General features: G+C 38.4%; 23 protein-coding genes and 1 riboswitch. Of the genes, 21 read left to right on the forward strand and 2 right to left on the reverse strand.

The window, feature by feature from the left end; genetic code table 11:
• Nucleotides 1-10 precede the first annotated feature (10 nt).
• The 15 genes from IGK82_RS05535 to IGK82_RS05605 all read left to right on the forward strand — a co-directional run bounded on the left by IGK82_RS05535 (nucleotide 11) and on the right by IGK82_RS05605 (nucleotide 15360).
• The gene (locus IGK82_RS05535; RefSeq protein WP_002365551.1) at nucleotides 11-379 is read left to right on the forward strand and encodes a hypothetical protein; all 369 of its coding nucleotides are present in this window, start codon (nucleotides 11-13) and stop codon (nucleotides 377-379) included.
• Nucleotides 369-3302, forward strand: a complete 2934-nt coding sequence (locus IGK82_RS05540) for a phage tail protein (protein WP_010709374.1) — start codon at nucleotides 369-371, stop codon at nucleotides 3300-3302. The genes IGK82_RS05535 and IGK82_RS05540 overlap by 11 nt, the downstream gene beginning before the upstream one ends.
• Before the next feature lies 1 nt (nucleotide 3303).
• A complete protein-coding gene (locus tag IGK82_RS05545) occupies nucleotides 3304-4230 on the forward strand; it encodes a distal tail protein Dit (protein ID WP_002365553.1) in 927 nt (308 codons plus the stop codon).
• A 12-nt stretch (nucleotides 4231-4242) separates the two neighbouring features.
• Nucleotides 4243-5700 (forward strand): phage tail protein, encoded by a 1458-nt coding sequence (locus IGK82_RS05550; protein ID WP_016622257.1) that lies wholly within the window; start codon nucleotides 4243-4245, stop codon nucleotides 5698-5700.
• Between the two features lie 32 nt (nucleotides 5701-5732).
• Nucleotides 5733-7502 carry a hypothetical protein gene (locus IGK82_RS05555; protein ID WP_010709376.1) on the forward strand — a complete coding sequence of 590 codons (1770 nt, stop codon included), beginning with the start codon at nucleotides 5733-5735 and terminating at the stop codon, nucleotides 7500-7502.
• A 23-nt stretch (nucleotides 7503-7525) separates the two neighbouring features.
• Nucleotides 7526-7921, forward strand: coding sequence for a phage holin family protein (locus tag IGK82_RS05560; RefSeq protein WP_002357842.1), 396 nt, complete (start codon nucleotides 7526-7528; stop codon nucleotides 7919-7921).
• A 144-nt stretch (nucleotides 7922-8065) separates the two neighbouring features.
• Nucleotides 8066-9163, forward strand: coding sequence for an SH3 domain-containing protein (locus IGK82_RS05565; RefSeq protein ID WP_016622256.1), 1098 nt, complete (start codon nucleotides 8066-8068; stop codon nucleotides 9161-9163).
• 153 nt (nucleotides 9164-9316) lie between these two features.
• Nucleotides 9317-10237, forward strand: a complete 921-nt coding sequence (gene truB, locus IGK82_RS05570) for a tRNA pseudouridine(55) synthase TruB (protein ID WP_002407034.1) — start codon at nucleotides 9317-9319, stop codon at nucleotides 10235-10237.
• A gap of 25 nt (nucleotides 10238-10262) precedes the next feature.
• Nucleotides 10263-11213: a riboflavin biosynthesis protein RibF gene (gene ribF / locus IGK82_RS05575; protein WP_002363808.1), complete on the forward strand. Its 951-nt coding sequence runs from the start codon at nucleotides 10263-10265 to the stop codon at nucleotides 11211-11213.
• Nucleotides 11213-11809, forward strand: a complete 597-nt coding sequence (locus IGK82_RS05580) for a GNAT family N-acetyltransferase (protein WP_002394392.1) — start codon at nucleotides 11213-11215, stop codon at nucleotides 11807-11809. Before ribF ends, IGK82_RS05580 begins: the two co-directional genes overlap by 1 nt.
• 149 nt (nucleotides 11810-11958) lie before the next feature.
• Nucleotides 11959-12282, forward strand: coding sequence for a PadR family transcriptional regulator (locus IGK82_RS05585; RefSeq protein WP_002357837.1), 324 nt, complete (start codon nucleotides 11959-11961; stop codon nucleotides 12280-12282).
• 3 nt (nucleotides 12283-12285) lie between these two features.
• Nucleotides 12286-12627, forward strand: a complete 342-nt coding sequence (locus IGK82_RS05590; protein ID WP_002361700.1) for a DUF1048 domain-containing protein — start codon at nucleotides 12286-12288, stop codon at nucleotides 12625-12627.
• Nucleotides 12628-12651: 24 nt separating this feature from the next.
• Nucleotides 12652-12912 (forward strand): DUF2087 domain-containing protein, encoded by a 261-nt coding sequence (locus IGK82_RS05595; RefSeq protein ID WP_002360471.1) that lies wholly within the window; start codon nucleotides 12652-12654, stop codon nucleotides 12910-12912.
• A 158-nt stretch (nucleotides 12913-13070) separates the two neighbouring features.
• Nucleotides 13071-14246: an FtsW/RodA/SpoVE family cell cycle protein gene (locus IGK82_RS05600; RefSeq protein ID WP_002377695.1), complete on the forward strand. Its 1176-nt coding sequence runs from the start codon at nucleotides 13071-13073 to the stop codon at nucleotides 14244-14246.
• Nucleotides 14212-15360, forward strand: coding sequence for an FtsW/RodA/SpoVE family cell cycle protein (locus IGK82_RS05605; RefSeq protein WP_002363815.1), 1149 nt, complete (start codon nucleotides 14212-14214; stop codon nucleotides 15358-15360). The genes IGK82_RS05600 and IGK82_RS05605 overlap by 35 nt, the downstream gene beginning before the upstream one ends.
• A 61-nt stretch (nucleotides 15361-15421) precedes the next feature.
• Here the strand turns inward: IGK82_RS05605 and IGK82_RS05610 are convergent, their stop codons facing one another.
• A complete protein-coding gene (locus tag IGK82_RS05610) occupies nucleotides 15422-16309 on the reverse strand; it encodes a LysR family transcriptional regulator (protein WP_002357832.1) in 888 nt (295 codons plus the stop codon).
• A gap of 23 nt (nucleotides 16310-16332) precedes the next feature.
• On the reverse strand, nucleotides 16333-17229 hold the full coding sequence (locus IGK82_RS05615; protein ID WP_267579543.1) for a LysR family transcriptional regulator: 897 nt from the start codon (nucleotides 17227-17229) through the stop codon (nucleotides 16333-16335).
• 252 nt (nucleotides 17230-17481) lie between these two features.
• Nucleotides 17482-17652: riboswitch (M-box (ykoK) riboswitch) on the forward strand.
• A 113-nt stretch (nucleotides 17653-17765) separates the two neighbouring features.
• Here IGK82_RS05615 and mgtA point away from each other — a divergent pair.
• From mgtA to IGK82_RS05645, 6 genes are all read left to right on the forward strand, one after another.
• Complete coding sequence (mgtA, locus tag IGK82_RS05620; RefSeq protein WP_002384633.1) at nucleotides 17766-20426, forward strand: magnesium-translocating P-type ATPase; 2661 nt, start codon at nucleotides 17766-17768, stop codon at nucleotides 20424-20426.
• Between the two features lie 243 nt (nucleotides 20427-20669).
• Nucleotides 20670-21818 carry a radical SAM family heme chaperone HemW gene (gene hemW / locus IGK82_RS05625; protein WP_002360468.1) on the forward strand — a complete coding sequence of 383 codons (1149 nt, stop codon included), beginning with the start codon at nucleotides 20670-20672 and terminating at the stop codon, nucleotides 21816-21818.
• 225 nt (nucleotides 21819-22043) lie between these two features.
• Nucleotides 22044-23087 (forward strand): heat-inducible transcriptional repressor HrcA, encoded by a 1044-nt coding sequence (hrcA, locus tag IGK82_RS05630; RefSeq protein WP_002357828.1) that lies wholly within the window; start codon nucleotides 22044-22046, stop codon nucleotides 23085-23087.
• Between the two features lie 54 nt (nucleotides 23088-23141).
• Complete coding sequence (grpE, locus tag IGK82_RS05635; RefSeq protein WP_002357827.1) at nucleotides 23142-23681, forward strand: nucleotide exchange factor GrpE; 540 nt, start codon at nucleotides 23142-23144, stop codon at nucleotides 23679-23681.
• Between the two features lie 59 nt (nucleotides 23682-23740).
• A complete protein-coding gene (dnaK, locus tag IGK82_RS05640; protein ID WP_002357825.1) occupies nucleotides 23741-25570 on the forward strand; it encodes a molecular chaperone DnaK in 1830 nt (609 codons plus the stop codon).
• Nucleotides 25571-25684: 114 nt separating this feature from the next.
• Nucleotides 25685-25807: a hypothetical protein gene (locus tag IGK82_RS05645; RefSeq protein WP_002357824.1), complete on the forward strand. Its 123-nt coding sequence runs from the start codon at nucleotides 25685-25687 to the stop codon at nucleotides 25805-25807.
• The last annotated feature ends 49 nt before the right edge of the window (nucleotides 25808-25856 follow it).

Below are 25856 nucleotides of genomic sequence, written 5' to 3' on the forward strand. Positions count from 1 at the left end.
GAGCGATGACGTGTATCACGACATCGCTCTTTCTGCTTTTCGCTACTTAGGCTGTCATTCATTTGAAGAAGTGGATCGGATGACCATGTCTGAATTTGAATTACGAATGATTGCTTTTAATTTAGCAGAAGTAGATGAAGAGCGGAAAAGGCACGAGCTTGCCTACTTAAATGTTAAAGCGCAAGCGACAAACAAAAAAGGAAAACCCGTTTTTGAAAGCTTTAAAAGTTTTTATGATTATGAAAAACGAGTTGCTGAAGTTCTGGCAGCTAACCAGCCACAACGAACGAAATTAAATGAGCGGAAAAAAACGCAACTTGCCACTGTGGCAGAGCGTCTACGCCGCTATCGAGAAGGGAGGAGAGTAGATGGAGAATGACAAAGAAAAAACGCCGTTATCGGAGGCAAAGAAAAGCCTTGCAGGCGTCCAACAAGCATTAAAAAGTATGAGCGGTGAGTATGCCTTATTAAGTGGATATTTAGGGAAAATTAGTGCGGGTGTCAATCAGTCAGCCACGGTCATGAACACATTTAAAACCGTCATGCAACAATCTGGAGAAACAGTGAAAAAAACAGGAGACGAAACAGCAAAGGCAGCAGATCAAATGAACACAGCGTTAACAGATTCTGCTGAACAAGCCGGTGAAGCAGCTAAAAAAGCGGGGAAAGAAACCTCTGATGGCTTTACTAATGCACAAAATAATATGCTGAGCTTTGGGACGGCCATGACTAGTGCCGTTTCCTTACCTATGCTGAACGTTTTAAAAACAGCTATGGGCGTCGGTGCTGGGGTCAGTGGCGAATTTCAAGGAATGCAAGGACTGATTATGGCCAGTGCAGGAGGGATTTCTGATTCATTGCAAGGCGAGTTGCAAGGGGCATTGACTCAGATGAATCAATCATTTGAAGCGGCGGCACAAGTGATTCAAAGCGTGATGGCTCCAGGAATGGAAATTTTGGTTCAAGTGGTTATCACAGTCGTCAAAGGCATTACAGCTTTGGTGAATTTATTTATCAAATTACCAAAACCCGTCCAAGTTTTTATTGTTGCCATTATGGGCATTTTAGCCGCCATTGGGCCCATGTTGATTATGGTAACGATGGCTCAGCAAAAATTTCAACAGTTTAGTGCTGGTTTGGCTCTTGTACAAGGAAACATTGGGAAGTTAGGTGGTGGCTTATCAAAACTAAGTGCTAGTTTTAGTGCCTTAGGTGGAGGACCATTAATTTTAATTGTAGCAGCCGTTTTAGCAGCGGTAGCAGCATTTATTTATTTCTATAAAACCAATGAAACATTTAGAAATAGTATCAATAGCTTAGCTAGTGCCATTCAAGGAGCTGTTTCAGCGGCGTTTGGCAAATTGGTAGGACTGCTACAACAGATCCAGCCGGCCTTTCAGCAAGTAATGGCAGTTTTTAAACAATTTTTTGCAGTAGGCTTAGAGAAAATGGCGACTATTTTTTCAACAATTGGTCGTGTGCTAGCAGGCGTTTTTGCCAGCGGTTTGCAATTAGGTAGTAACTTATTAGGGCAATTTGGTGGCACCTTTGACAAAGCTGGTTTAGCGGTTGGTCTTTTGGTAAAAGTTCTGACAAAGGTTGCACTGGCTGCATTAGGAATTTCTGGGCCGTTTGGTCTAATTATTTCCTTGATTGTTTCATTCGTGACGGCCTGGATGAAAACCGGTGATTTGAGTGCGGGTGGTATTACCCAAGTCTTTGATAATTTAGGTAACACGATTACATCTGTTACAACAATGCTTGCGGCTAATCTACCGAAAGTTATACAACTTTTTACAACAGTCTTAACCAGTATTCTCGGGAAAATAACAGAAGCTATTCCAAGCATCGTCACCGCGTTATCTAGTTTAATTACGTTAATTGTTGGTGCGATCGTTGCCAATTTGCCAGTCTTAATTGAAGCGGCAACACAAATTATTACTACGTTGATTCAGGGGATTACAACAGTCTTACCAATGTTGATAGAAGTTGGTTTGAGCTTATTAATGACTTTAGTTAATGCGATTGTCACCGCCTTGCCAACAATTACAACTGCAGCGATTAATATCATCACTACATTAGTGACAGCTTTTGTCACAGCGTTACCAATGCTAGTTACAGCAGGTGTTTCAATTATCACAGCCTTAGTCAATGCATTTGTTACTATGTTACCGTTGATTTTGACTGCTGGTTTACAAATTTTGATGGCATTAATCACTGGGATTATGACGATTTTACCTCAGTTAATTCAATCAGCGCTGACGATTATTCTAGCGTTAGTGACTGCGTTGGTAGGTGCCTTACCACAGATTATCAGCGCAGGTGTCAAATTGTTAATGGCGTTAATTCAAGGGATTATTTCGATTTTACCAACCTTAGTTGCGGCAGCTATTACCTTAATTTTGACATTGGTAAATGCCTTAATTGGTGCCTTGCCACAAATCATCAGCGCAGGCGTCAAATTGCTAATAGCTTTGATCCAAGGGATTATTTCAATTTTACCGCAACTGGTTACTGCAGCAATTACGCTAATTACCGCTTTAATGGGTGCGTTTATCAATGCGTTGCCACAGTTGTTAAGTGCTGGGATTCAACTGATTCAAGCCTTAATTAATGGTGTACTCAGTCTATTGGGTACCTTGCTGTCCGCAGCAGGAACATTAATCTCACAAATGATCACGAAGATTGGTTCTTATTTTGGTCAACTGTTAGCTTCGGGCGGACAGTTAGTTGAAAATATCAAAAATGGGGTTACCAATGCAGCCGATCAGGTAAAAAATGCCATTGGTTCTGTAATTGAAGGTGCTTGGCAAGCAATCCAAGGTTGGTTTTCAAAATTCACCGATGCCGGTGCGAATATTGTCGGCATGATTGCTGATGGAATTACAGGCGCAATAGGAAAAGCCAAAGAAGCAATCGATGGGGTCGTCAGTAAAATTCGTAACTTTTTACCATTTTCACCAGCAAAAGAAGGTCCCTTATCTGATTTGCATAAATTGAATTTCGGCGGCACGATTGCCACGGGGATTTATGCAGGCGAAACAGCCGTTAGTAGAGCAATGGCTTCTATTTTAGACTTACCGCTGTTAAATGATTTTGCCTTGGACTTAGCTGGTCGAGGAAACTTCACAGCAACGATTGACCATCGTTTAGAAAATGATGCATACAATCGACCATTATTTGTGACAGTAGAGTCAACGTTAGATGGGAAAGTTGTCGCAGCAACTACGGCGCCTTATTTAGCAACAGAGTTACAACGACAACAAGTGAAACAAAATAACCGCTTAGGAAGGAGAGGATAACATGTATAAATTTGTTGATACCAATCAAGCAACTCATTCAACGCCTCTTCCTTCAGAAGCGTTGAATTTTAACGGCCAATTTTTAGAAAAAGTCATCCCTGGTTATCAAACATTATCAGTTTCAGGACGAGAATTAGTTCCAAGCGAAATTGAAAGCTATCAATTAGGGATTCGTGATGGTAAACGTCACGTTTATGCGCGAATTCCAGAACGAGAATTAACAGTCAAATATCGGCTCTCAGCTGTGAATAATGAAGCGTTTCGAGATGCATTTAATCATTTAAACGTTGCTTTGTTTACGGAAAAAGACGTTTCTATTTGGTTTAACGATGAACCGGAAATGCTGTGGTTTGGCAGTAAGTCTTCAGTGAGTGATGTACCCGAAGGTGTTAACCAAGTAACAGGCACCTTTACTTTATTGCTTTCTGATCCGTATAAATACACACGGAGTGATGCGACTAGTGTGATGTGGGGTTCGCCAACCATTACATTTCAAGCAAATTACTTAATGGGGAATACAGGCTCAGGTGCAGTTGATTTTCCAATTTTAATTGAAGGCGGGGCTTATTGGGGATCAACCATGATTACCTTTCAAAATCGGGCTTACACGATGGGGGATTTAGGCAAAGAAGTTCGGCCAATTGAAATTTATCCTACGGTTGAAGGATTAAAAGTCAAACCGACCATTATTTTAACAGGAACCGGACGTGGTGTTTGGATTAAAACACGGAACGATACAATTAACTTAGGAGACTTTGATCGTTCGGAAATTATTATCGATACTGAAAATTTTTATCTGACAAAAAATGGTGCACCGATGATTCGACCAATGAACGATTTTTATCTATATCCCAATGAACCGCTGTATATTCAAGCCAAAGATAGCGACTTCCGCTTGACGATTCGCTATCCTAACCGATTTGTGTAGGAGGGTGATTAAATGTTAATGGCGCTGGATTTGAAAAGAACATATACGGCAATCTTGGATAATGCCTATCAAGTCAGTTATGAAAAAATAGAGAACAAAATTGGCAGTTTAGATTTTACCATGCCGCTAGATGATCCTAAAAATGAATTTATTGCAGAAATGCAATGGGTGGAACTGACCGACAATGAGAATGAATATATTGGTTTATATCGCGTGATGCCAACCACAATTAAGAAAGATGCGAACAATAATCAAATTCACTACTCTGCCACAGAAGCATTATGTACCTTAGGCGATACTGTCCTATTTGGTTGTCACGAAATTAAAAACAAAACAACGAAAGAGGCCATTCAATTTCTATTGAATAAACAAAAAACAAAGCATTGGGTCCTAAAAAAATGTGATTTTTCAAGGAAATTAACCTATAAATGGGAGAATGAAAATGGGCTAGTCGAGCCTTTGTTTAGCATCCCAGCCGATTTCGAAGAGGAATATCTTTGGCAATGGAATACAGAGGTCTATCCTTTTGAACTTTCATTAGTCAAACCGCCAACAGAACCAGTTGCGCGAATTCAAGAAGGTTACAACATGCAAGGATTTGAAATAGAACGTAATCCCAAGATGCTAATCAATCGGATTTATCCATTAGGTTCAGGCGAAGGTGTTAACAAAGTCAATATTCGCTCGGTCAATCAAGGGGTTCCGTATTTAGAGAACAAGGCCGCAATTGACCGCTATGGTTTATTAGAGTCAATTTGGGTGGAACAGCGTTTTTCTGATCCCAAGGCATTAAAGGAAAATGCTTTGCGAATGTTAGAAGAATGGACCAAGCCACAAGTTTCTTGGGTAGTGACTGCAGCTGATTTAATTAAATTAACAGATCAACCTTTGGCAATCGATCGTTTGCGGTTGGGCACGGTTATCATGATTAATACGAATGAATTTGGGAGTGTCAACCTTCGTATTAAAAAAGAAAGCAAAAAAGATGTCTTTGGTGCCCCCCAAGACATTCAGCTAGAGTTGGGAAACCTGCAAGAAACAATTCATAGTACCATGACAGCTTTCAGTCGGAAACAAGAGATTAACGAAACTTACGCACAAGGGGCGACGACACTTTTAAATCGTTCAATACAAGTAGAACTTAACAAGATACAGCCAGTGGAGCTAAATTTATACTTTGACGAGGACATTCTTTATGTAAACACCGCAGAATTAACGTTCAAGGCAACTGCTAAAGGACCTTCGCATTCTGTAACGAACATTGATTTGGTAGTGGATGGTAAAAAATTACCCCAACTATCATTGCAACAACAACGGCTAAACATTTTGAGTTATTTACGAAAAACAACAGATGGAAAAATCGAACGCGGCAATCACACGCTTCAATTTTTCTCTCATCAGCCACTATGGTTGGATGCTTCGGTCATCTGTCGTGTGTATATTCAATCCCAATTGGGTGGCCAGTTTTAATAAAATAATGAAAACTAGAGGAGTGTGACGAAATGTCAGTAGAACATATTGAAGAATTAGATACCCTGAATCAAGGTCGCCTTAAAATCAATGCAATCTTGGATCAGTCGAATGCATCAGCTGAGAAAGTAGATGCTTACCAAGTCCAGTTAACGAATGGAATTTCTGAAGCGAAAAACATCGCAGATGAAGCTGGCAAAGAAGCCGTACAAATTGCCACTGATGCAGGCAATCAAGCAAATGAAACAGCTAACCAAGCGATGAACAATGCCAAAACAGCCATCACGATTGCAGGAAACGCAGTTTCAACGGCAAATAATAATAAACAAGAATTTGATACTTTACGAAATGATTTCGATCAATTAGTAGCAGAAGCGGGTGATAGTAATCCAGAAATTGTCCAAGCACGCACAGATACACAAGGCATCAAACAAGCTACCTTAGCGAATCGTCTTCAAATTGATTTGAATGACCGCATGACAAAAGCAGATGGCATTTCTTTATTGGCTAAGCCAACTACTGTCAAAATGAAGTTAGACTTTAACGGTAAAACGGCCGGCAATACAGCCACCAATGCAAACAGTTATTCCACTGATTTTACGGCTAAAATTCTTAAGAAGCCAACAGACGTTTGGGAGGAAGTTTCCCAAGCGGACTACAATAAAATGGCCAGCCGTGATGATGAGGGTGTGAAAACAGGTTCCACCCAAAGCGGTGTGATTCCGCAACAATTAGCGGCCTTCAATCTCGTTGAAGCCGCTAAAAAATTAATTCCACAAATGTTTGAAACAGTCACAACTGACGAGGCGGTGGCATTTATTCGCCAGAACGTTCAATTTTTTACGATTAATCAACGTGTGAAAGCCGCTGCGCCGAATAATCAAACGATTAAAATCGCTGCGTATTTACCAACTACGGATAATTGGGTAACTCAAATTCAAGAATCAGCAAAAGAGTTCAGCGATTTTTCAATTCAAATCAATGATCAGAATTTTATCACAGATGAAGGTTTCATTTATTTAATGAGCTATACAGATTCATCGAATGGGGTGACGCCAGCCAGCGTAGAAGTTGATTACGTGGGGCTTCATATTGGTCTGTCTGTTGATGCCCAAGCGGTTTTAGCGAAGAGTGGTTTTGTTCAAGTAGAGCAATTCAATACCCATGTGGAAAATCAGGATAATCCGCACCAAGTAACCGCTGAACAAGTGGGGCTGGGCAATGTAGAAAATTATGGCTTCGCATCAGACAGCGAAGCAGTCGCGGGAACTTTAACGAGTAAATATATGCACCCGAAAAACGTTGCGGAAGCGATTAAAGGTCAAGCTGTGACACAAACAGGTGATCAAGAGATTGCTGGGGTGAAGAATTTTGTAACTATGCCAACCGTCAATGGTGTGCCTTTGGAATCTTCTAAAATGGCCATTTATGAAGCTAGTGGAGTCGGTGAAGTCGAGGCAAAATATCAGGCGGCCTTTAATAAGGATAATATGAAATTTGTATTAATTAGGGTGGGAAATCGTGTCGATGCATTTGTAAGATGTAATTTGAGTGATCCAACGAAATTGAATACCCACATGCCTAAAATATTTAATATACCAACTGGGTACAAAATGTCCTCAAAAATAAGTGCTAGTGTCTGGAATATTCCGCTGTCAGTTGCACCTGCCGCTTTTCCGTATCCTAATTGTAATGCACTATATGAAATCGGGAATCAAGGGATAATTTTTGCCTCAAGCAGAGCTGGAAATATTTACCTACAAGGAAGTTGGTACACGGACGATCCGTTTCCAACAAAATAACAAGCTAGTTTAGGAGTCTTTTTATGGAACGTTATCTCAACACAATAACAATGCTTTTAAGCATTTTCGGTGGGATTGTCGTACGTTTATTAGGTGGATTAGACCAATTGTTGGATGTCTTCCTCTTTTTAATTATTGTCGATTTCATCACAGGTTGGATTAAGGCAATCGCCACAAAAGAATTGTCCAGTCGGATTGGTATGCTCGGAATTGCGAAAAAAGTGACGATGTTATTTGTGGTTGCCGTAGCGGTTCGTGTTGAAAAAGTTGTGGGGAACAATTTGCCAATTCGGGAAATGGTTCTGATTTTTTACATTGCGAACGAAGGACTTTCTTTTTTTGAAAATATTGCGACCTTTATTCCTATGCCGAAAAAGTTAAAAGAGTTATTTATTCAGTTAAAAAATAAAGATGATTAAGTAGAAGTGGTCGGGACAAACGTAGAACTTTCGGCTGATTGCCGAAGAAATTACTTCTGTCCCGCCATTTATCTGCAGGTTTAAGCCGTGGAAGGGAAGTTATTTTGACTTTCTTTTCATGGCTTTTTTAGAAAGGAGCATGCTATGTTTAAAAAATTAATGATTCAACTTGCTTTAGTGATTGGCTTAAGTTTAACGATTCCGATGACGGCTTGCGCTTACACTATCGAAGCGGATCCAATCAACTTTACTTATTTTCCAGGCTCTGCAAGCAATGAATTAATTGTTTTACATGAATCTGGAAACGAGCGGAACCTAGGACCATACAGTTTAGACAATGAAGTGGCCTATATGAAACGAAATTGGTCAAATGCTTATGTCTCATATTTTGTCGGATCTGGTGGACGAGTGAAACAATTAGCTCCTGCTGGCCAAATTCAATATGGCGCAGGTTCTTTAGCTAATCAAAAAGCCTATGCGCAAATCGAATTGGCTCGAACGAATAATGCGGCGACGTTTAAAAAAGATTATGCTGCCTATGTTAATTTGGCCCGTGATTTGGCTCAGAACATTGGTGCTGATTTTTCGCTAGACGATGGAACAGGTTATGGAATAGTCACTCATGATTGGATTACAAAAAATTGGTGGGGAGATCATACAGATCCTTATGGTTATTTAGCGCGTTGGGGGATTAGTAAAGCGCAGTTGGCACAAGATTTACAAACGGGCGTTTCTGAAACAGGTGAGACTGTCATTATTCAGCCAGGTAAACCTAATGCGCCAAAATATCAAGTAGGACAAGCAATTCGTTTCACTTCAATCTATCCAACACCAGATGCTTTAATCAATGAACATCTATCAGCAGAGGCACTTTGGACACAAGTAGGAACAATTACAGCGAAATTACCCGACCGACAAAACCTTTACCGTATTGAAAATAGCGGACATTTGTTAGGCTATGTGAACGACGGCGACATTGCTGAACTTTGGCGCCCGCAAACGAAGAAATCATTTCTAATTGGTGTGGACGAAGGCATTGTTTTAAGAGCGCGCCAACCTAGTCTGTCAGCACCCATTTATGGTATCTGGCCCAAAAATACTCGCTTTTATTACGATGCGTTTTATATTGCAGATGGGTATGTTTTTATTGGTGGGACAGATACGTCAGGCGCGAGAATTTATTTGCCAATCGGACCAAACGATGGCAACGCACAGAATACATGGGGATCATTTACTAGCTAAAAAAAGCCACAAACTCTGCTTTTATCAGAGTTTGTGGCTTTTTTTGCATTTAGCAGAGATTTTGCCAAAGGGAATAAGCAACGGAGACTGCGAAGCTAGGTACTTTTATGCTATAATGACAAAGTTAGTATTATCGGAACTGGAGGAACTATAATGGACGGCATTTTACCGTTATGGAAAGAACGTGGCATGACAAGTCATGACTGCGTATTTAAATTGAGAAAAATTTTACATACCAAAAAAATTGGTCATGGTGGTACGCTAGATCCAGATGTCGAAGGGGTCTTACCCATCTGCGTTGGCAAAGGAACGAAAGTGATCGAATACATGGTAGATTCTGGCAAAACCTATGAAGGTGAAATTACACTTGGATTTGCTACGACAACCGAAGATGTTAGTGGCGAGATTGTTGAAAAAAAACCAGTTACAGCACCTTTGTCAACTGAACAAATTGATCAAGCAATGGCCGAAATGACAGGTGAAATCACACAAATCCCACCGATGTTTTCTGCGGTGAAAGTCAATGGTAAACGTTTATATGAATATGCGCGGAATGGGGAAGAAGTTGAACGGCCCCAACGAAAAGCTACGATTTATTCATTTGAACGTACTAGTGAACCAATTTTTAACGAATCCGCTCAAACACAAAGTTGGCGGTTTAAAGTGGTCTGTGGCAAAGGAACCTATGTGCGGACACTATCCGTGGATACTGGCAAAAAATTAGGTTATCCTGCCCATATGTCGGATTTAACGAGAACGGCAAGTGGCGGTTTGCAAGCTGCGCAATGCTTAACGTTAGAAGAAGTAGCCAAACAAATGGCTGCTGAAACAATCGATCAATGCCTGTTGCCCATTGAGACAGCAGTAGAACAATTCCCACGAATTGATTTATCAGATGAATTGTATCAAAAAGTAAAAAATGGCATGCGTTTGCACAAAAAAGAATTAGGAATAAAGGCAATGCCAGAATCCTTAGTTGCCTTATTTTACCAAAATCAAGTGGTTAGTTTATACATGCCACACCCAACGCATGATAAATTATTGAAACCAAGTAAAGTTCTACGGAACAATTAAATAAAAAAGAAGGAAGTTTTTGCACATGCAAGTTATTCAACTACATCATCCCTATGAACCCAATCAAATTCCTAATGAAGAAGTCGTGATGGTCCTAGGCTTTTTTGACGGTGTCCACAAAGGCCACCAAAAAGTAATTGAAACAGGCAAAAAGATTGCTGAGGAAAAAGGCTTGAAGTTAGCTGTGATGACCTTCAACCAACACCCATCAATCGTTTTTCAAAAAGTTTTACCAGAAAATATGAAATATTTAACTAGCTTGGAACAAAAAGAACGCCTAATGGCCAACTTGGGCGTTGATATTTTATATATTGTCGAATTTACTTCAGCGTTTGCTCAATTAAAACCGCAAGATTTTGTCGATCAGTATATCGTTAATTTAAATAGTGCAGTGGCAGTCTCTGGGTTTGATTATACGTATGGTCCTAAAGAAATCGCTGGAGTCAAACAGTTACCAACTTATGCGCAAGGCCGTTTTGAAGTGGTGACAGTACCAAAAGAAGAAATGACTGGTGCCAAAATTAGCTCAACAAGAATTCGCGAAAAAATGGAAGCCGGCGAAATGGAGGAGGTCACGGAGTTGTTAGGATATATTTATGAAACAGAAGGAACAGTTGTCCATGGCGATGCTCGTGGCCGTTTATTGGGTTTCCCGACCGCTAATGTCAAAGTGAAAAGCACCGTGCGCTTACCAAGAATTGGCGTCTATGCTGTGCAAATCGAAGTTGGTGGCAAATGGTATGTCGGCATGGGCTCAATTGGTCATAATGACACCTTTGGAGAAGGACGCGATTTAACCGTAGAAGTCTATATTTTGGACTTCCATCAAGACATCTATGGCGAACAAGTGGTGGTTCGTTGGAATCATTATTTACGTGACCAAGTGAAATTCAATGGGGCTGAAGCCTTGATCGACCAATTAAAACAAGATGAACGAGATACGGCTGACTATTTCCAACAATCTGAGGACAAATAATGAAGATTCGTCAAGAAAAACCTGCAGAGTATCAAGCTGTAGAACGTTTAACGTATCAAGCGTTTAAGGAATTAAACTTGACCGAAAACTGGCGTCCCACAGAGCATTTTATCGTGCATTTATTAAGAGAAAGTGCCGACTTTATTCCGGAGTTGTCCTTAGTTTCAGAAACTGATCAAGGAAAATTAACGGGTCATATTATGTCTTCAAAAGCCAAACTACGATTACCTGATCATACAGAAAAGGCTGTTTTGACCGTTGGGCCGCTAAGTGTCCATCCAGAAGCACAGAACACGGGCGTAGGCTCAGCGTTAATTAAGCATTCTGTGCAGAAGGCCAAAGAATTAGGCATCGGCGGATTGATTATCCTGGGCCATCCAACTTACTATACGAAGTTCGGTTTTGTTCCAGCGACTACTTTTCAGATTACGTTACCGGAAAAAGAAACATCAGAAGCATTATTGGCTTTGGAATTACTGCCAGGTTATTTTGGTACAAGTGGTGGGGAGTGGCATTTTTCAACATGCTTTGCTTATCCAGAAACACACCTTGTAGAATTAGAAGCCTTTGAAGCAGAACTCGGAATAAATGAATAAAGAATAATAAGACGCGACAACTACTAGTTAAGTACTGGTGGTTGTCGCGTCTTTACTACTTTTTATTACAAAGTAGTTGACAGAACCGGTACTCAGTATTATTATGTAGTGGTACATAGTACTAAAGAGTAGTTTAGGGAGGAAAAGCAGTGAAGCAGACAGAGTTGCTAAAAGGCATTTTAGAAGGTTTAGTTTTAGCCATCATCCAAAGGAAAGAAACATATGGTTATGAAATTACAAAAATTTTAAATGACCAAGGGTTTACTGAAATTGTTGAAGGAACCGTTTATACGATTTTACTGCGTTTAGAAAAAAATCAATGGGTTATAGCTGAAAAAAAGCCTTCAGAAAAAGGACCAATGCGGAAGTTCTATCGCTTAACCTCATCAGGAGAAGCAGAACTCGCTGATTTTTGGCAGCGGTGGACGTTGCTTTCAAAACAAGTAAACAAGATGAAAAAAATGGAGGGATAGAGCATGTCAGATTTTAAAGCGTTGATCAAAAAAGTTGTGGGGGATAAAAAAGAGTACAAAGAATATAAACGACGAATTGCAGCATTACCAGCAGAGTATCGACAAGTATTTCAAGAAATTGAAAAATATGCATGGCATTTTTCAGATCATAGCGGAGCCAATATGTTCAATGCGTTGACTGATTTACTTGATTTGTTTGAAGAAGGAGCTGCTAACGGAACACCTATCAAAAATATTACGGGAGAAAAAGTAGGCGATTTTGCTGAAACAATTGTCAATGAAGTCGCTGGCAAATGGACTGATAAACAGAAAGAAAAACTGAATCATCAATTTTCTAAACAATAGTCAAAACAAAAAAGGAGAATGAACATGGTTGAAAATTTTTTTAAAGAAGGAAAGTTGCTGGTTATTCCCAAGAAAAATGCGAAAAAAGTCCAAGTGTTTCAACGTGTGGCCAACCAATTTGAATTTGGGAAAGAATATACGGAAAAAGAAGTCAATCAGCGACTTAGAGAAATCTATGAAGATTATGCACTTTTGAGACGGTATTTAGTAGATTATCAGTATTTAGAAAGAGATAAGTTTGGAAAAATTTATCAGAAATGTGAGCAACACACAAAAATTATATAAATGTCTTTTTTTAAAAGTAGCGAAACTAGGTGAAATGAACCAAGTCTAGCTACTTTTTGTTATGTAAGCTTAGTAATAGTTCTATAAAAAACTCTCTATTTGTTTTCTAACTCAGACTGGTAAGATTGATTTAATTAGAAAAAGATAGAGGTGAGAGAATGAATCTACGTACTTTAGGTCTAACAAAAATTCTTTTGACCTTTATTATATTAAGTATTATTGGCGCGTTAATGATTTATAGCGCCAGTAGCTATGACTTGCTGATGCAAGGTGTGAAGCCCACTGCTGTGTTTATTAAACAAGGCATTATTATGTGTCTCAGCTGGGTGCTAATGTTCGTGATCTACAAAGTTCGACTAGAAGTGTTATTTAATAAGAAAATTGCGATTGGACTGCTTTTAGTTTCGGTACTATTACTGCTAATGGTTCGACTACCTTTTTTTGGTGTAGCAGCGAATGGCGCACAACGTTGGATTTCTCTCTTTGGAATCCAATTTCAGCCATCAGAACTTTGTAATTTTGCGATTATTTATTACTTGAGCTGTTATTTAGGTGAAAAAGAAAATGGCTTGACAACGAAGCAGTTAAGGAAACAATGGCTGTTTGTTTTGGTCGTTGCATTTTTAGTTTTGATTCAACCCAAAGTTGGCGGGGCTATTCTTATTTTAGTTATTGGCAGTGTCTTGATTTTCTCAGCAAGTATTCATGCAAAATTTAGTGTAATTGCTGCGGGGATTGTCGTTGCTAGCGCGGCGCTTCTTTCTAAAATAATTATTTTTCTAGGCGATCACCAGTACTTACCACATTTTTTTGCGCATGTGTATGACCGCTTAGTTGTTTTGAAAAATCCGTTTTTATCCTTTCATGATCGAGGATTTCAGCCTTCAATGGCCTATTTAGCAATGTATAACGGTGGGTTTTGGGGCACTGGACTAGCCAATGGTATGGTAAAAAAAGGTGGCTTGCCAGAAGGTCAAACCGATTTTATCTTTGCGGTGATTGTGGAAGAACTTGGTTTGATTGGCGGCTTACTATTACTATTTCTTTTGTTATTTTTAGCGGCCTCGATTTTGCGGAGTAGTTGTGTAATAAAAAATCATTGTTACGGCTTGTTTTTGTTAGGAGTCGGGACCTTGATTTTAGCTCAAACGGCGATTAACATTGGTGGCGTTTTGGGTTTGATTCCAATGACAGGAATTCCTTTACCGTTTGTTAGTTACGGTGGGACAAGCTATTTAATCTTTTCAGTGGCATTAGGAATCGTCATTAAAATTATTGCAAACGAAAGGCGGCAGTTAAATGGTCAATACAAAAAAATTCAACTTACATCTTAATTATGATTTATTATTGCCCATTTTTTTACTCACACTTTTATCTTCTGGTGTGCAATATTGGATTGCCGTTAATGAAGGAAAAGATGGAACTGTGCCAGCATTAAAACAACTTTTCTTTATTTTTGTTGGCTATGCAGGCATGTTTTTAGCTAGTCGGCTGTCACAGAAGTTTATTTGGAAAGTAGCTCCTTTTTTCTATGGGTTTTCATTAATCTTGATGAGCGCTTTGTATTTTTCCTATGACAAAGGAATGTATTTATTGACGGGCACAAAGCGCTGGTTAGATTTAGGGTTTATTAAATTTCAGCCATCAGAAATTGCGAAAATTGCGTTTATTTTAATGTTGGCAAAAATTATTGTCCAACATGAGCAACAAGACTGGTCTGATAAATGGCGTTCAGACAAGCAACTTCTAAAAAAAATCGTTGCGGTTAGTCTCCCTGTTTTTTTCTTGATGGCTGTACAAAAAGATTTTGGGACATCCCTTGTTTTCGTAACGATTATTTTATCTCTTTTAGTTATTTCAGGAATTGATCGCAAAATTTTAATTATTATTTTCAGTGCTTTAGCAACGTTAGGCGTGGTCTTGATTCTGTTAGTTTTTACAGAGTGGGGGCACAAAGTACTCTTCTTTTTACATTTTAAACAATATCAATTGGATCGAATTTTAGCATGGATTCATCCCTATGATTATGTCGATAAAATCTCCTATCAACAAGTGCAAGGCTTATTGGCAATTGGTTCGGGTGGTTTATTTGGCAAAGGTGTACATGGGATTGAAGTGTATGTTCCTGTTCGTGAGTCTGATATGGTTTTTACTTTTATCGGGGAAGCCTGGGGCTTTGTGGGCAGTGCCACTGTTGTTTTTCTCTATTTTTACTTGTTTTATCAAGTTTTAGTAGCTGGCTTGCGGAGCAATTCGCGTTTCTGTATGTACATCTGTGTCGCCCTCATTTTTTCGCTGGTTTTTCAAACGGTGGAGAATATCGGTGCGGTGATTGGACTGTTGCCGTTAAAAGGTATTCCGCTTCCGTTTTTAAGTCAAGGAGGCACTTCGTTAGTGATGGCTATCACTTCTTTAGGATTTGTCAAAGGAAGAGAAGCCGCTACCTGAAAACACAAATAAAAACCAAGACTGGAACTCGCTTGCCGACAAGCTCTAGTCTTGGTTTTTACTATTGAAATTGTTTTTGGCATTCAGCCAAAAGTTGTTGAAGTTGTCGACTCATGTAACGTTCTTTTAAATAATAAACTGCCATGTTTCGTTTAGGTAGTTCTTGGTAAGTTAGTGTATGGATCGAATTGTCTAAAAGTTGAATATTTGTGTATTCGGGGACAATAGCGAAACTATCGGAATGAGACACCAAATGAGTAATAAGTGAAAGAGTATCCACTTGAATGACTTTCTCTGGAGAAAAATTAGAGAACGTAGTATCTAGCCAATTGGTTAATTTGTTTTGCTCGGAAAATTCGGTATTTAAACGGACGAAGGGGTACATTGTTAGTTCTTTTAAAATTTCTTCCGTCGTGGCTTTTGCCAAAGCTGGATGATCGTTTCTTAAAATGAATTGATAATTTGCTGTAAATAAATCAATTTTACCAATATGTTCAGGTAATGGTAAGTCAGCAAAGGAAATACCAAAATCTGCATCCATTGTTTCCAAGGATTGAAGAATATTTTCTGTAATAATAGTATGGACTTGTAAGTTGGATGAACGATCCGTTAATGTTGTCATTAGTAAGTCATTCAATTTATATTCTAAATCACAGAGATAAGTGGCCACATAAATATGGTTGGAAGAATGATTAATTTCTTTTAGCTCTTCTTCAATTGAGACCAACTCATTGGTGATGCGCCAACAATATTTTTCTAAAATTAATCCAGCTGGCGTTAAGGTGGTAGTTTGGCCTTGGCGATTAAAAAGTTCAGCGCCTAACGTTGCTTCAAGAATTTTTATTTGCTTACTTAATGCAGCTTGAGAAATTGCTAAATTTTCGGCTGCTTTAGTAAATTGTTTCACTTTGCATAACTCTAAAAAATAATGTAAACGAAATAGTTCCATGGGAATTCCTCCTTTTTCTATTCCTAGAATAAATAACGTAATTGTTCAAATAAATAACGTAATTGTTCAAATAAATAACGGTGTGCTTCACAATGTCCGTGATGATTATTCTGAACTAAATAGATGGCTCGTTCTGGACTATCTTCCAGAGGAATACCAACTAAGTTACGTCTGTTTAGTTCATCAGTGAGTGAATAGGGAAGGATGCTACAGGCTTTTTCTCGTTGGACCATGTCTAAGACTAAATGAAGAGAAGGAAGTTCGATGACGATTTGCCGATTTTCCCAATTGATTTTACGTTCCCAACGTTTAAACACTTTTTTTTCATATACTTGATCGGAATATGCAGCAAAAGGTAAAGAACGAATTTCGTCAATCGTCACGCTATCGGCATGGGCTAAAGGATGATTTTTATTGACACAAAGGAGATAGCTTTCTGTATAAATTAATTCTTTCTCTAATGGAATCGAGGTATCCAAAAATATCCCAATCCCAATGTCAATTAAATCTGTTTCCAAGGCTGTTTCAAGATCGTAATAATACTTAAAATCAATACTTACATACGGATAGGATTGATTAAATAACAACAAGACTTCTCCAAATGCTTTATCTATATCAATTAAGTTTGTTCCAATCCGAATGGTCGTTGTCGATCCTTGGGTCACTAATTCATTAATCTCTTCTTGCGCTTCCTTAATGAGTGCAAAAATCATTTCTGTTCGCTTGGCGACGACTTCGCCTGCTGGAGAAAGCCGACAATGTTTCTTGTCTCTTAAAATTAATGAAGCACCTAATTCACGTTCCAACTCCTTGAGCTGGGTACTTAAATAAGGTTGACTCGTATGGAGCTTTTGAGAAGCTAAAGTAAAACTCGCATACTTTGAAACTGCCATAAAATATTCTAGTTGTTGTAATTTCATTTTCCTCACCGCCGTTTCTTTAACTATACAAAAAATAGCAGAAGAAAAGCTTCTCGACAAGGCTATCTGACGGTCTTTAGATTAATTTAACCAGTTATGATTCTATGAATAAATACGAATCATACCAGAAAACCATAGTAAATAAGCGGATTATTTTTCTTTTTGTTACTGAATGGACAAAAAGTTATCTACTAAAAACTTTTTCTATATCGTTATTTTTTCAAGGAAGAATTATACTTGCTGTTGTAATTAAATAAGATTTGTTAGGTGAGGCTCCTATACAAACATAGGCTACTGCCCAAAAATGTCGAGAGACGCCAATGGGTAGAACAGGAACTGTCGAATGAAGGCTTTTCTTAAGGTAGCTAAAAGCAATCGCTTTTTACGTTGTATAGTGCTAAAGCTCAACGATAAGAACGATTATTCTTTGACACGTTGAGTTTTCAGCGTGTCTTTTTTTGTGGAAAGGGTGAGGAAAATGGAAGATGAACCGATCGTCAATTCAAGTCAACAACAGATAAATGAGGTGAAAGAAAATGGAAAAGAAAATGCGTCACTTGGGCCATGACTATAGTTACAAAAAGTTTGCCCACTCAGAAGCAGAAAAAGTTTTACAACGTTTCGGCTCAACTTGGGATGGCATTAAACACCAAGATATTGAAGAATTACAAGAACGTTATGGCCGCAACAAAATTATGAATGAAAAAAAAGCTTCACGGCTGCGACTTTTTATAAAATCGTATATCACGCCGTTTACTTTGGTGTTATTAGCACTAGCCACGATTTCATTTTTTACAGAATATGTCTATGCTGCGCCAGAGGAAAAAGATGTTACTGGCGTGTTAATTATGTTAGCGATGGTCATCTTAAGCGGCACGATGAGTTTTGTACAATCAGTCAAATCAAGCAATGCAGTTGAAAAATTACAAAATATGATTAAAGTTACAGCGACAGTCATTCGTGACAAGAAGCAAATGGAAATTCCTATTGAGGAAGTTGTGTGTGGCGACTTAGTCCAACTATCCGCTGGCGATATGATTCCAGCCGATTTACGTTTAATCCAATCTAAGGACTTATTTGTTTCCCAATCATCCTTGACTGGAGAGAGTTTTCCCATTGAAAAACACGCGACTCATCAAAAAGATAGTGATCAAATTGATACAGAATATGACAATCTTTTGTTTTTAGGAACAAATGTCATTAGTGGCACTGGTTTGGGCATTGTCATTAAAGTTGGTAATCAAACTTTATTCGGACGGATGGCTTCTGATAACGGAGAAGAGCAGCAGCAGACGAGTTTTGAAACAGGAATTAATAAAACAACGTGGGTGCTGATTCGCTTTATGTTGGTCATTACGCCAACTGTTTTTCTAATTAATGGGTTAACAAAAGGTGATTGGGTGGAAGCGTTAATGTTTGCGATTGCCACAGCTGTCGGCTTGACACCAGAAATGTTACCTATGATTGTAACAACCAATTTAGTCAAAGGTTCTCGAGAAATGGCTAAAGAAGGCACGATTATGAAAAATGTCAATGCCATTCAAAATTTTGGCGGGATGGATGTACTTTGTACGGATAAAACAGGTACCTTAACACAAGATAAAGTAATTTTAGAATACCACTATAATATTGGGTGCCAAGAAGATCAAAAAGTCTTGGATTTAGCATTTCTAAACAGTTATTTTCAAACAGGTTTGCGTAATTTAATGGATAACGCCGTTATTCAAGCGGCGACACAAGAAAGTGATATACAATCAGATGATTTTTATAAAGTAGATGAAATTCCTTTCGATTTCAATCGACGTCGAATGAGCGTGATTATCAAAGAGTTTAAAACGCGAGAAACACGCTTAATTACCAAAGGTGCGGTTGAAGAAATGCTCTTGGTCTGCACACAGGTACTTTTAGATGGCGAAATTGTGCCCTTAACAGAGACGCTGCGTCAAAAAATTACCAAAGACGTTGAAGCTTTAAATCGAGATGGTTTGCGCGTTCTAGCAATTGCCGATAAAAAAGTCGAAGCGGCTGAATGGGAGTATACAACTAAAGATGAATCAGAGTTGATTTTACAAGGTTATCTTGCCTTCTTGGATCCGCCAAAAGAAACAGCAGCGGCAGCTATTCACGCCTTGCATCAACATAATGTAGCTGTGAAAGTATTAACGGGGGACAATCAGTATGTGACGCATTCTGTTTGTAAAGAAGTTGGTCTGGCTGGCGAAAAAATTATTACAGGAAATGAACTTCAACAATTAAACCAAGAAGAATTAAGAAAAACCGTTCAAGCGTATAATATTTTCGCCAAAATTACGCCTGACCAAAAAGTTCGTATTGTAAATGCGTTAACTGAAAATGGTCAAACTGTTGGCTTTTTAGGTGATGGAATAAATGATGCTGGAGCAATGCGTGCTGCTGATGTAGGAATCTCTGTTGATACAGCTGTCGATGTGGCGAAAGAATCGGCGGATGTAATTTTATTGAGAAAAGATTTAATGGTTTTGGAAAAAGGAATTTTATCTGGACGGCGCGTGTTTACGAACACGATGAAGTACGTCAAATTAACAGCAAGTTCTAATTTTGGCAATGTTTTTTCCGTGATCCCAGCAAGTATCTTTTTACCATTTTTACCGATTGCTCCGATTCAATCGCTATTATTAAATCTAATTTACGATACTTCGTGTATGTCAGTTCCTTGGGACAAAGTAGATGAAGAATACGTAGAAAAACCAAAAAAATGGGAACCAAAATCAATTGGTAATTTTATGCGTTGGTTTGGTCCAACGAGTTCTATTTTTGATATTGTTACCTATTTATTTATGTATTTCATTGTGTGTCCGGCTATCCTAGGTGGCTCATTCTTTGAATTAAATGGAGCAGATCAATTGCTCTTTATCGGTATTTTCCATGCAGGATGGTTCATTGAGTCCTTATGGTCCCAAATGCTCGTCTTGCATTTCCTACGAACAGAAAAAATGCCTTTCCTTCAAAGTAGTGCTTCTGGAATTATGACGTTAGTCACTACAGCAGGGATTGTTCTCGGAACTGTTTTACCCTTTACCGCTTTCGGTGCAGAACTAGGATTTGTCGGTTTATCACCAAGCTATTTCTTGTATTTAATCCCGACAATTGTTGCTTATTTAGCACTGGTTGCGTTCATTAAAGTTTTATACGTCAAACGTTACGGTCAATTACTGTAACTGATTTGTACTATTATATATAGAAAAATTTTTTTACTTTTCTTTCAAGGTTGAGGAGGTGTCGGTTTTTATGACAGCTCCTCGTTGTTGTTTTAAGTGACTGTGCGAATTTTTTTATGGATTTATTTGTCATTTACAGTTAGTATGGCTAGTAGAGACTTTCCAAAAAGAACGAGCTTTTTGGTAATAAGGAGATAAAACGAGCTAATGACCAAAACAAACCAACTTTCAACTTCAACGCCGATGTTCGATCGGTCGGCCTATATTCATATTCCATTTTGTGAGCATATTTGTTATTATTGCGATTTTAACAAGGTCTTTTTAGAAGGACAACCAGTTGATGAATATATTCAGAGTTTATTAAAAGAAATTCAACTTACGCAAGCATTGTATCCAGAACAAGAAATGAAAACCATCTATATTGGCGGAGGCACGCCAACTTCATTATCAGCGAAACAGTTAGATGTGCTACTAAAAGGGGTTCGCGAACAGCTAACGTTTGATGACCGAAATGAATTTACGGTGGAAGCAAACCCTGGTGATTTAACCCAAGAAAAATTACAAGTCATGAAAAACTATGGCGTCAATCGTCTTTCGATGGGCGTTCAGACATTTGATGATCGCTTGCTCAAAAAAATCGGTCGCAAGCACACCGCCGCAGATGTTTATGAAACAATGAAATTTTTAGAGAAAGAAAATTTTACCAATGTCAGTATTGACTTAATCTATGCTTTACCTGGACAAACATTGGAAAGTTTTCGCGATACTTTGACAAGAGCCTTAGCATTGGACTTGCCGCACTATTCGCTTTATTCATTAATTCTTGAAAATAAAACAATGTTCATGAACTGGGTTCGTCAAGGACGGTTACAGCTGCCTGAAGAAGAAATCGAAGCACAAATGTTTGACGAAACGATTGAAGCAATGGAGAAAAAAGGACGTCACCAATATGAAGTCAGTAATTTTGCTTTAACAGGAAAAGAAAGCCAGCATAATCTGGCTTATTGGAATAATGACCACTACTATGGATTTGGCGCAGGTGCCAGCGGCTATCTTGGGCAAACTCGTTACAAAAATCACGGTCCAATCCAACATTATTTGAAACCCTTGCGAGAAAATCAATTGCCAATTGTGGAGACTGAAGAATTAACTCGTCTAAATCAAATAGAAGAAGAGCTATTTTTAGGCTTACGTAAAAAAGTAGGCATTTCTAAACAAAAATTCCAACAAAAATTTCAGGAACCAATTGAAGCAATTTATGGAGAGGTCATTCAACGCTTAATCAAAGAAGAATTATTAATTGAAGAAGCAGATATCTTACGTTTAACGAAAAAAGGACTATTTGTGGGGAATAATGTTTTTGAAGCATTTTTGTTAAGTGAAAAAGAGTAAAAAAATAAAAAAATCATCGAAGTGTGACAAAGCATTTCGATGATTTTTTTATTACAAAAGTTGGTATTGATGGTTTTTGGAGGTGGTTTGCAGCGATTAGCACTCTTGCGTGAAGAGTGCTAAAAAGTTGCGTATTTCCCTTGACAAAAAGGTAAGGACTTGTTATATTAGTATATGTAGTTAGCACTTAGATGTTAAGAGTGCTAATGAAGGGTGGTAATAACGATGATTACAGAAAGACAACAAAATATCTTGAGACTTATCATCCAAAATTACACGAACACGGGCTTACCTGTCGGTTCTAAGAAATTGATGGAGGATGGCATTGCCTCTAGTTCTGCCACAATTCGTAATGATATGAAAGCATTAGAAGAATACGGCTTATTAGCTAAGACCCATTCTTCTTCAGGGCGAATCCCCTCAATGGCTGGTTATCGTTACTACGTGGATCATCTTTTACAACCAACACAAGTAGAAGAGAACGAACTTAGAAGGATCCGTCAATCTTTTGGAAAAGAATTTCATGAGATTAATGATATTATTCGACAATCAGCTGAAATTCTATCAGAATTGACAAGTTATACTGCTTTTTCATTAGGACCTGAAGTGAAAGAACGGAAATTAACCGGCTTTCGAATGGTTCCTTTGAATGATCGGCAAGTCCTTGCTATTATAGTGACAGATAAAGGCAATGTTGAAAACCAAGTATTTGCCATTCCTGCCGCTGTTTCTAGCCAAGATCTTGAAAAAATGACACAAATCATCAATGATAAGTTGGTTGGACAACCTTTGTTGACCGTTTATCATCGTTTGCGGACGGAGATTCCGATGATTTTACATCGCTATTTCCAAACACCAGAAGGAATGATGAACTTATTCGATGAGATGTTAGGACATGCCTTTGAAGAAAAAGTCTTTGTCGGTGGTCGCATGAATTTGTTAGATTTTGGCATCAAACAAGATATTGAACAATTGAAATCTGTCTATTCCTTTATGCAAAATTCTGATGAGCTGACGCATTTATTAAATGGTTCTGCAACAACAGAAAATCCAATTGTTTTTCGTATCGGCTCAGAAATTGGCAACAATCTCTTAGAAGATATGAGCATGATCACTGCTACGTATGAAGTATCAGGACATGGCAAAGGAACAATTGCCCTGCTAGGACCAACCAGTATGCCGTATTCAAAAATATTCGGTTTGGTAGACACGTTTCGACATGAGCTAGCTTCACAACTAGGTGACTATTACCGTTTTTTAGGTAATTAAGCAAACCTTGTTAGGATAAGAAGTAGATGCATAAAGAGAAAGGAAGTTGCTGAAGTGAGTAAAAAAGAAGAGAAGCAAGAAGAATTACAAGAAGAAATGGAAGCTGTTGATGCTGCTGGCGTTTCTGAAGTAGAAGTTGAAGCAACAGAGATTGAAAATCTTAAAGCAGAGCTTTCCGAAATGGAAGACAAGTTCTTGCGGGCAAGAGCCGAAATTGCTAATATGAGCAATCGAAATAAAAACGAACGAGAATTATTAGTTCGTTACCGCTCACAAGATTTAGGTAAAAAGATTTTACCATCCATTGATAATTTAGAACGAGCAATGGCCATTGAAGTATCAGATGAACAAGGCGAAAGCTTGAAAAAAGGTATTTCGATGGTGCTAGAAAGTATTACTGTGGCTTTAAAAGAAGAAGGAATAGAAGAAATCCCAGCAATGGGTGAAACCTTTGATCCAAATTTACATCAAGCCGTTCAAACAGTCCCTGCTTCTGAAGAAACCCCAGCAGATACCATTGTTGAAGTTCTACAAAAAGGGTACAAATTACAAGATCGTGTGTTACGACCATCAATGGTCATTGTTGCACAATAACAAACGTTAATTAAAAATATATTATTATAGAAAACTAATACAGATTGGAGATATTCACTATGAGTAAAATTATTGGTATTGACTTAGGAACAACAAACTCAGCTGTCGCAGTGCTAGAAGGCGGCGAAGCGAAAATTATTGCAAACCCAGAAGGTAACCGCACAACTCCTTCGGTCGTTTCATTCAAAAACGGTGAAATTCAAGTGGGCGAAGTAGCAAAACGTCAAGCTGTTACAAATCCTAACACGATTTCATCTATTAAACGTCACATGGGTGAAGCTGGCTACAAAGTTGATGTTGAAGGAAAATCATATACACCACAAGAAGTTTCTGCAATGATCTTACAATATTTAAAAGGTTTTGCTGAAGACTATTTAGGTGAAAAAGTTGAAAAAGCAGTTATTACAGTTCCTGCATATTTCAACGATGCGCAACGTCAAGCAACAAAAGATGCTGGTAAAATTGCTGGTTTAGAAGTAGAACGGATCGTTAACGAACCAACAGCAGCAGCTTTAGCTTATGGCTTAGATAAAACAGACAAAGATGAAAAAATTCTTGTCTTTGACCTTGGTGGTGGTACATTCGACGTGTCAATCCTTGAATTAGGCGATGGCGTTTTCGATGTATTATCAACAGCCGGTGATAACAACCTAGGTGGGGATGACTTTGATAATAAAATCATTGACTACATGGTTGCAGAATTTAAAAAAGAAAATGGCATTGACTTAGCTAACGATAAAATGGCATTACAACGTTTGAAAGATGCTGCTGAAAAAGCGAAAAAAGACTTATCAGGTGTAACAAGCACACAAATCAGCTTGCCATTTATTACTGCTGGCGAAGCAGGACCATTGCACTTAGAAATGAACTTAACTCGTGCAAAATTTGATGAATTAACAAGTGATTTAGTTGAACGTACAAAAGTACCAGTACGTCAAGCCTTGAAAGATGCTGGATTAAATCCTTCTGAAATCGACGAAGTTATCCTAGTTGGTGGTTCAACACGTATTCCAGCTGTAGTTGAAGCTGTTCGCAAAGAAACAAACAAAGAACCAAACAAATCAGTTAACCCTGACGAAGTAGTAGCAATGGGTGCTGCAATCCAAGGTGGCGTAATCACTGGTGATGTTAAAGACGTTGTCTTATTAGACGTAACACCGTTGTCATTAGGGATTGAAACAATGGGTGGCGTATTTACAAAATTAATTGATCGTAACACTACGATTCCAACAAGTAAATCACAAGTATTCTCAACTGCTGCTGACAATCAACCAGCTGTTGATATTCACGTTTTACAAGGTGAACGTCCAATGGCCGCTGATAATAAAACATTAGGTCGTTTCCAATTAACAGATATTCCTGCGGCTCCTCGTGGTGTGCCACAAATTGAAGTAAGCTTTGACATTGATAAAAACGGGATTGTAAATGTTCGTGCGAAAGACTTAGGCACTCAAAAGGAACAAACAATCACGATTAAATCTTCTTCAGGTTTATCTGATGATGAAATCGAACGTATGGTGAAAGATGCTGAAGCAAACGCTGAAGCAGATAAACAACGTAAAGAAGAAGTTGACTTACGTAACGATGCAGATGCTTTATTATTCACTGTTGATAAAACATTGAAAGAATTAGAAGGCAAAGTAGATGCTGAAGAAGTGAAAAAAGCAGAAGATGCGCGTGATGAATTAAAAGCAGCCATCGAAGCAAACGATATCGAACAAATGAAAGCAAAACGTGATTCATTGAATGAAATCGTCCAAAACTTAACAGTAAAACTTTACGAACAAGCTGCGCAACAACAAGCACAAGAAAATCCTGAAGCTGCCCAAGGTGGCGCTGATGATGTTGTTGATGCTGATTTTGAAGAAGTAAATGGTGATGACAAATAATCAATAACAATTGATTTTAGGGACTGGATCATTAGTACAATGACTAATGTCCCAGTCCCTTGTCTTTTGTGAGAAAATCAACCACAATCAAGTTAGCAAGAAACTATTTAGGTTTTGAAAGAACTGTGGTATGATTACAACGATGTTAAACAAGCTGAAAATACCTATTCACAGCTAGTAACACTGATTCAAGGTGTGACAGATAATCCAACCAGAGAGACCGAAAGCAATCGATGAATTTGGCTGGTTCTAAACACATTGTAAAGTTTGAAGAAAGTTGGAGGGA

This window comes from Enterococcus sp. AZ197 (genome assembly GCF_050556405.1).
Lineage (GTDB): Bacteria > Bacillota > Bacilli > Lactobacillales > Enterococcaceae > Enterococcus > Enterococcus faecalis.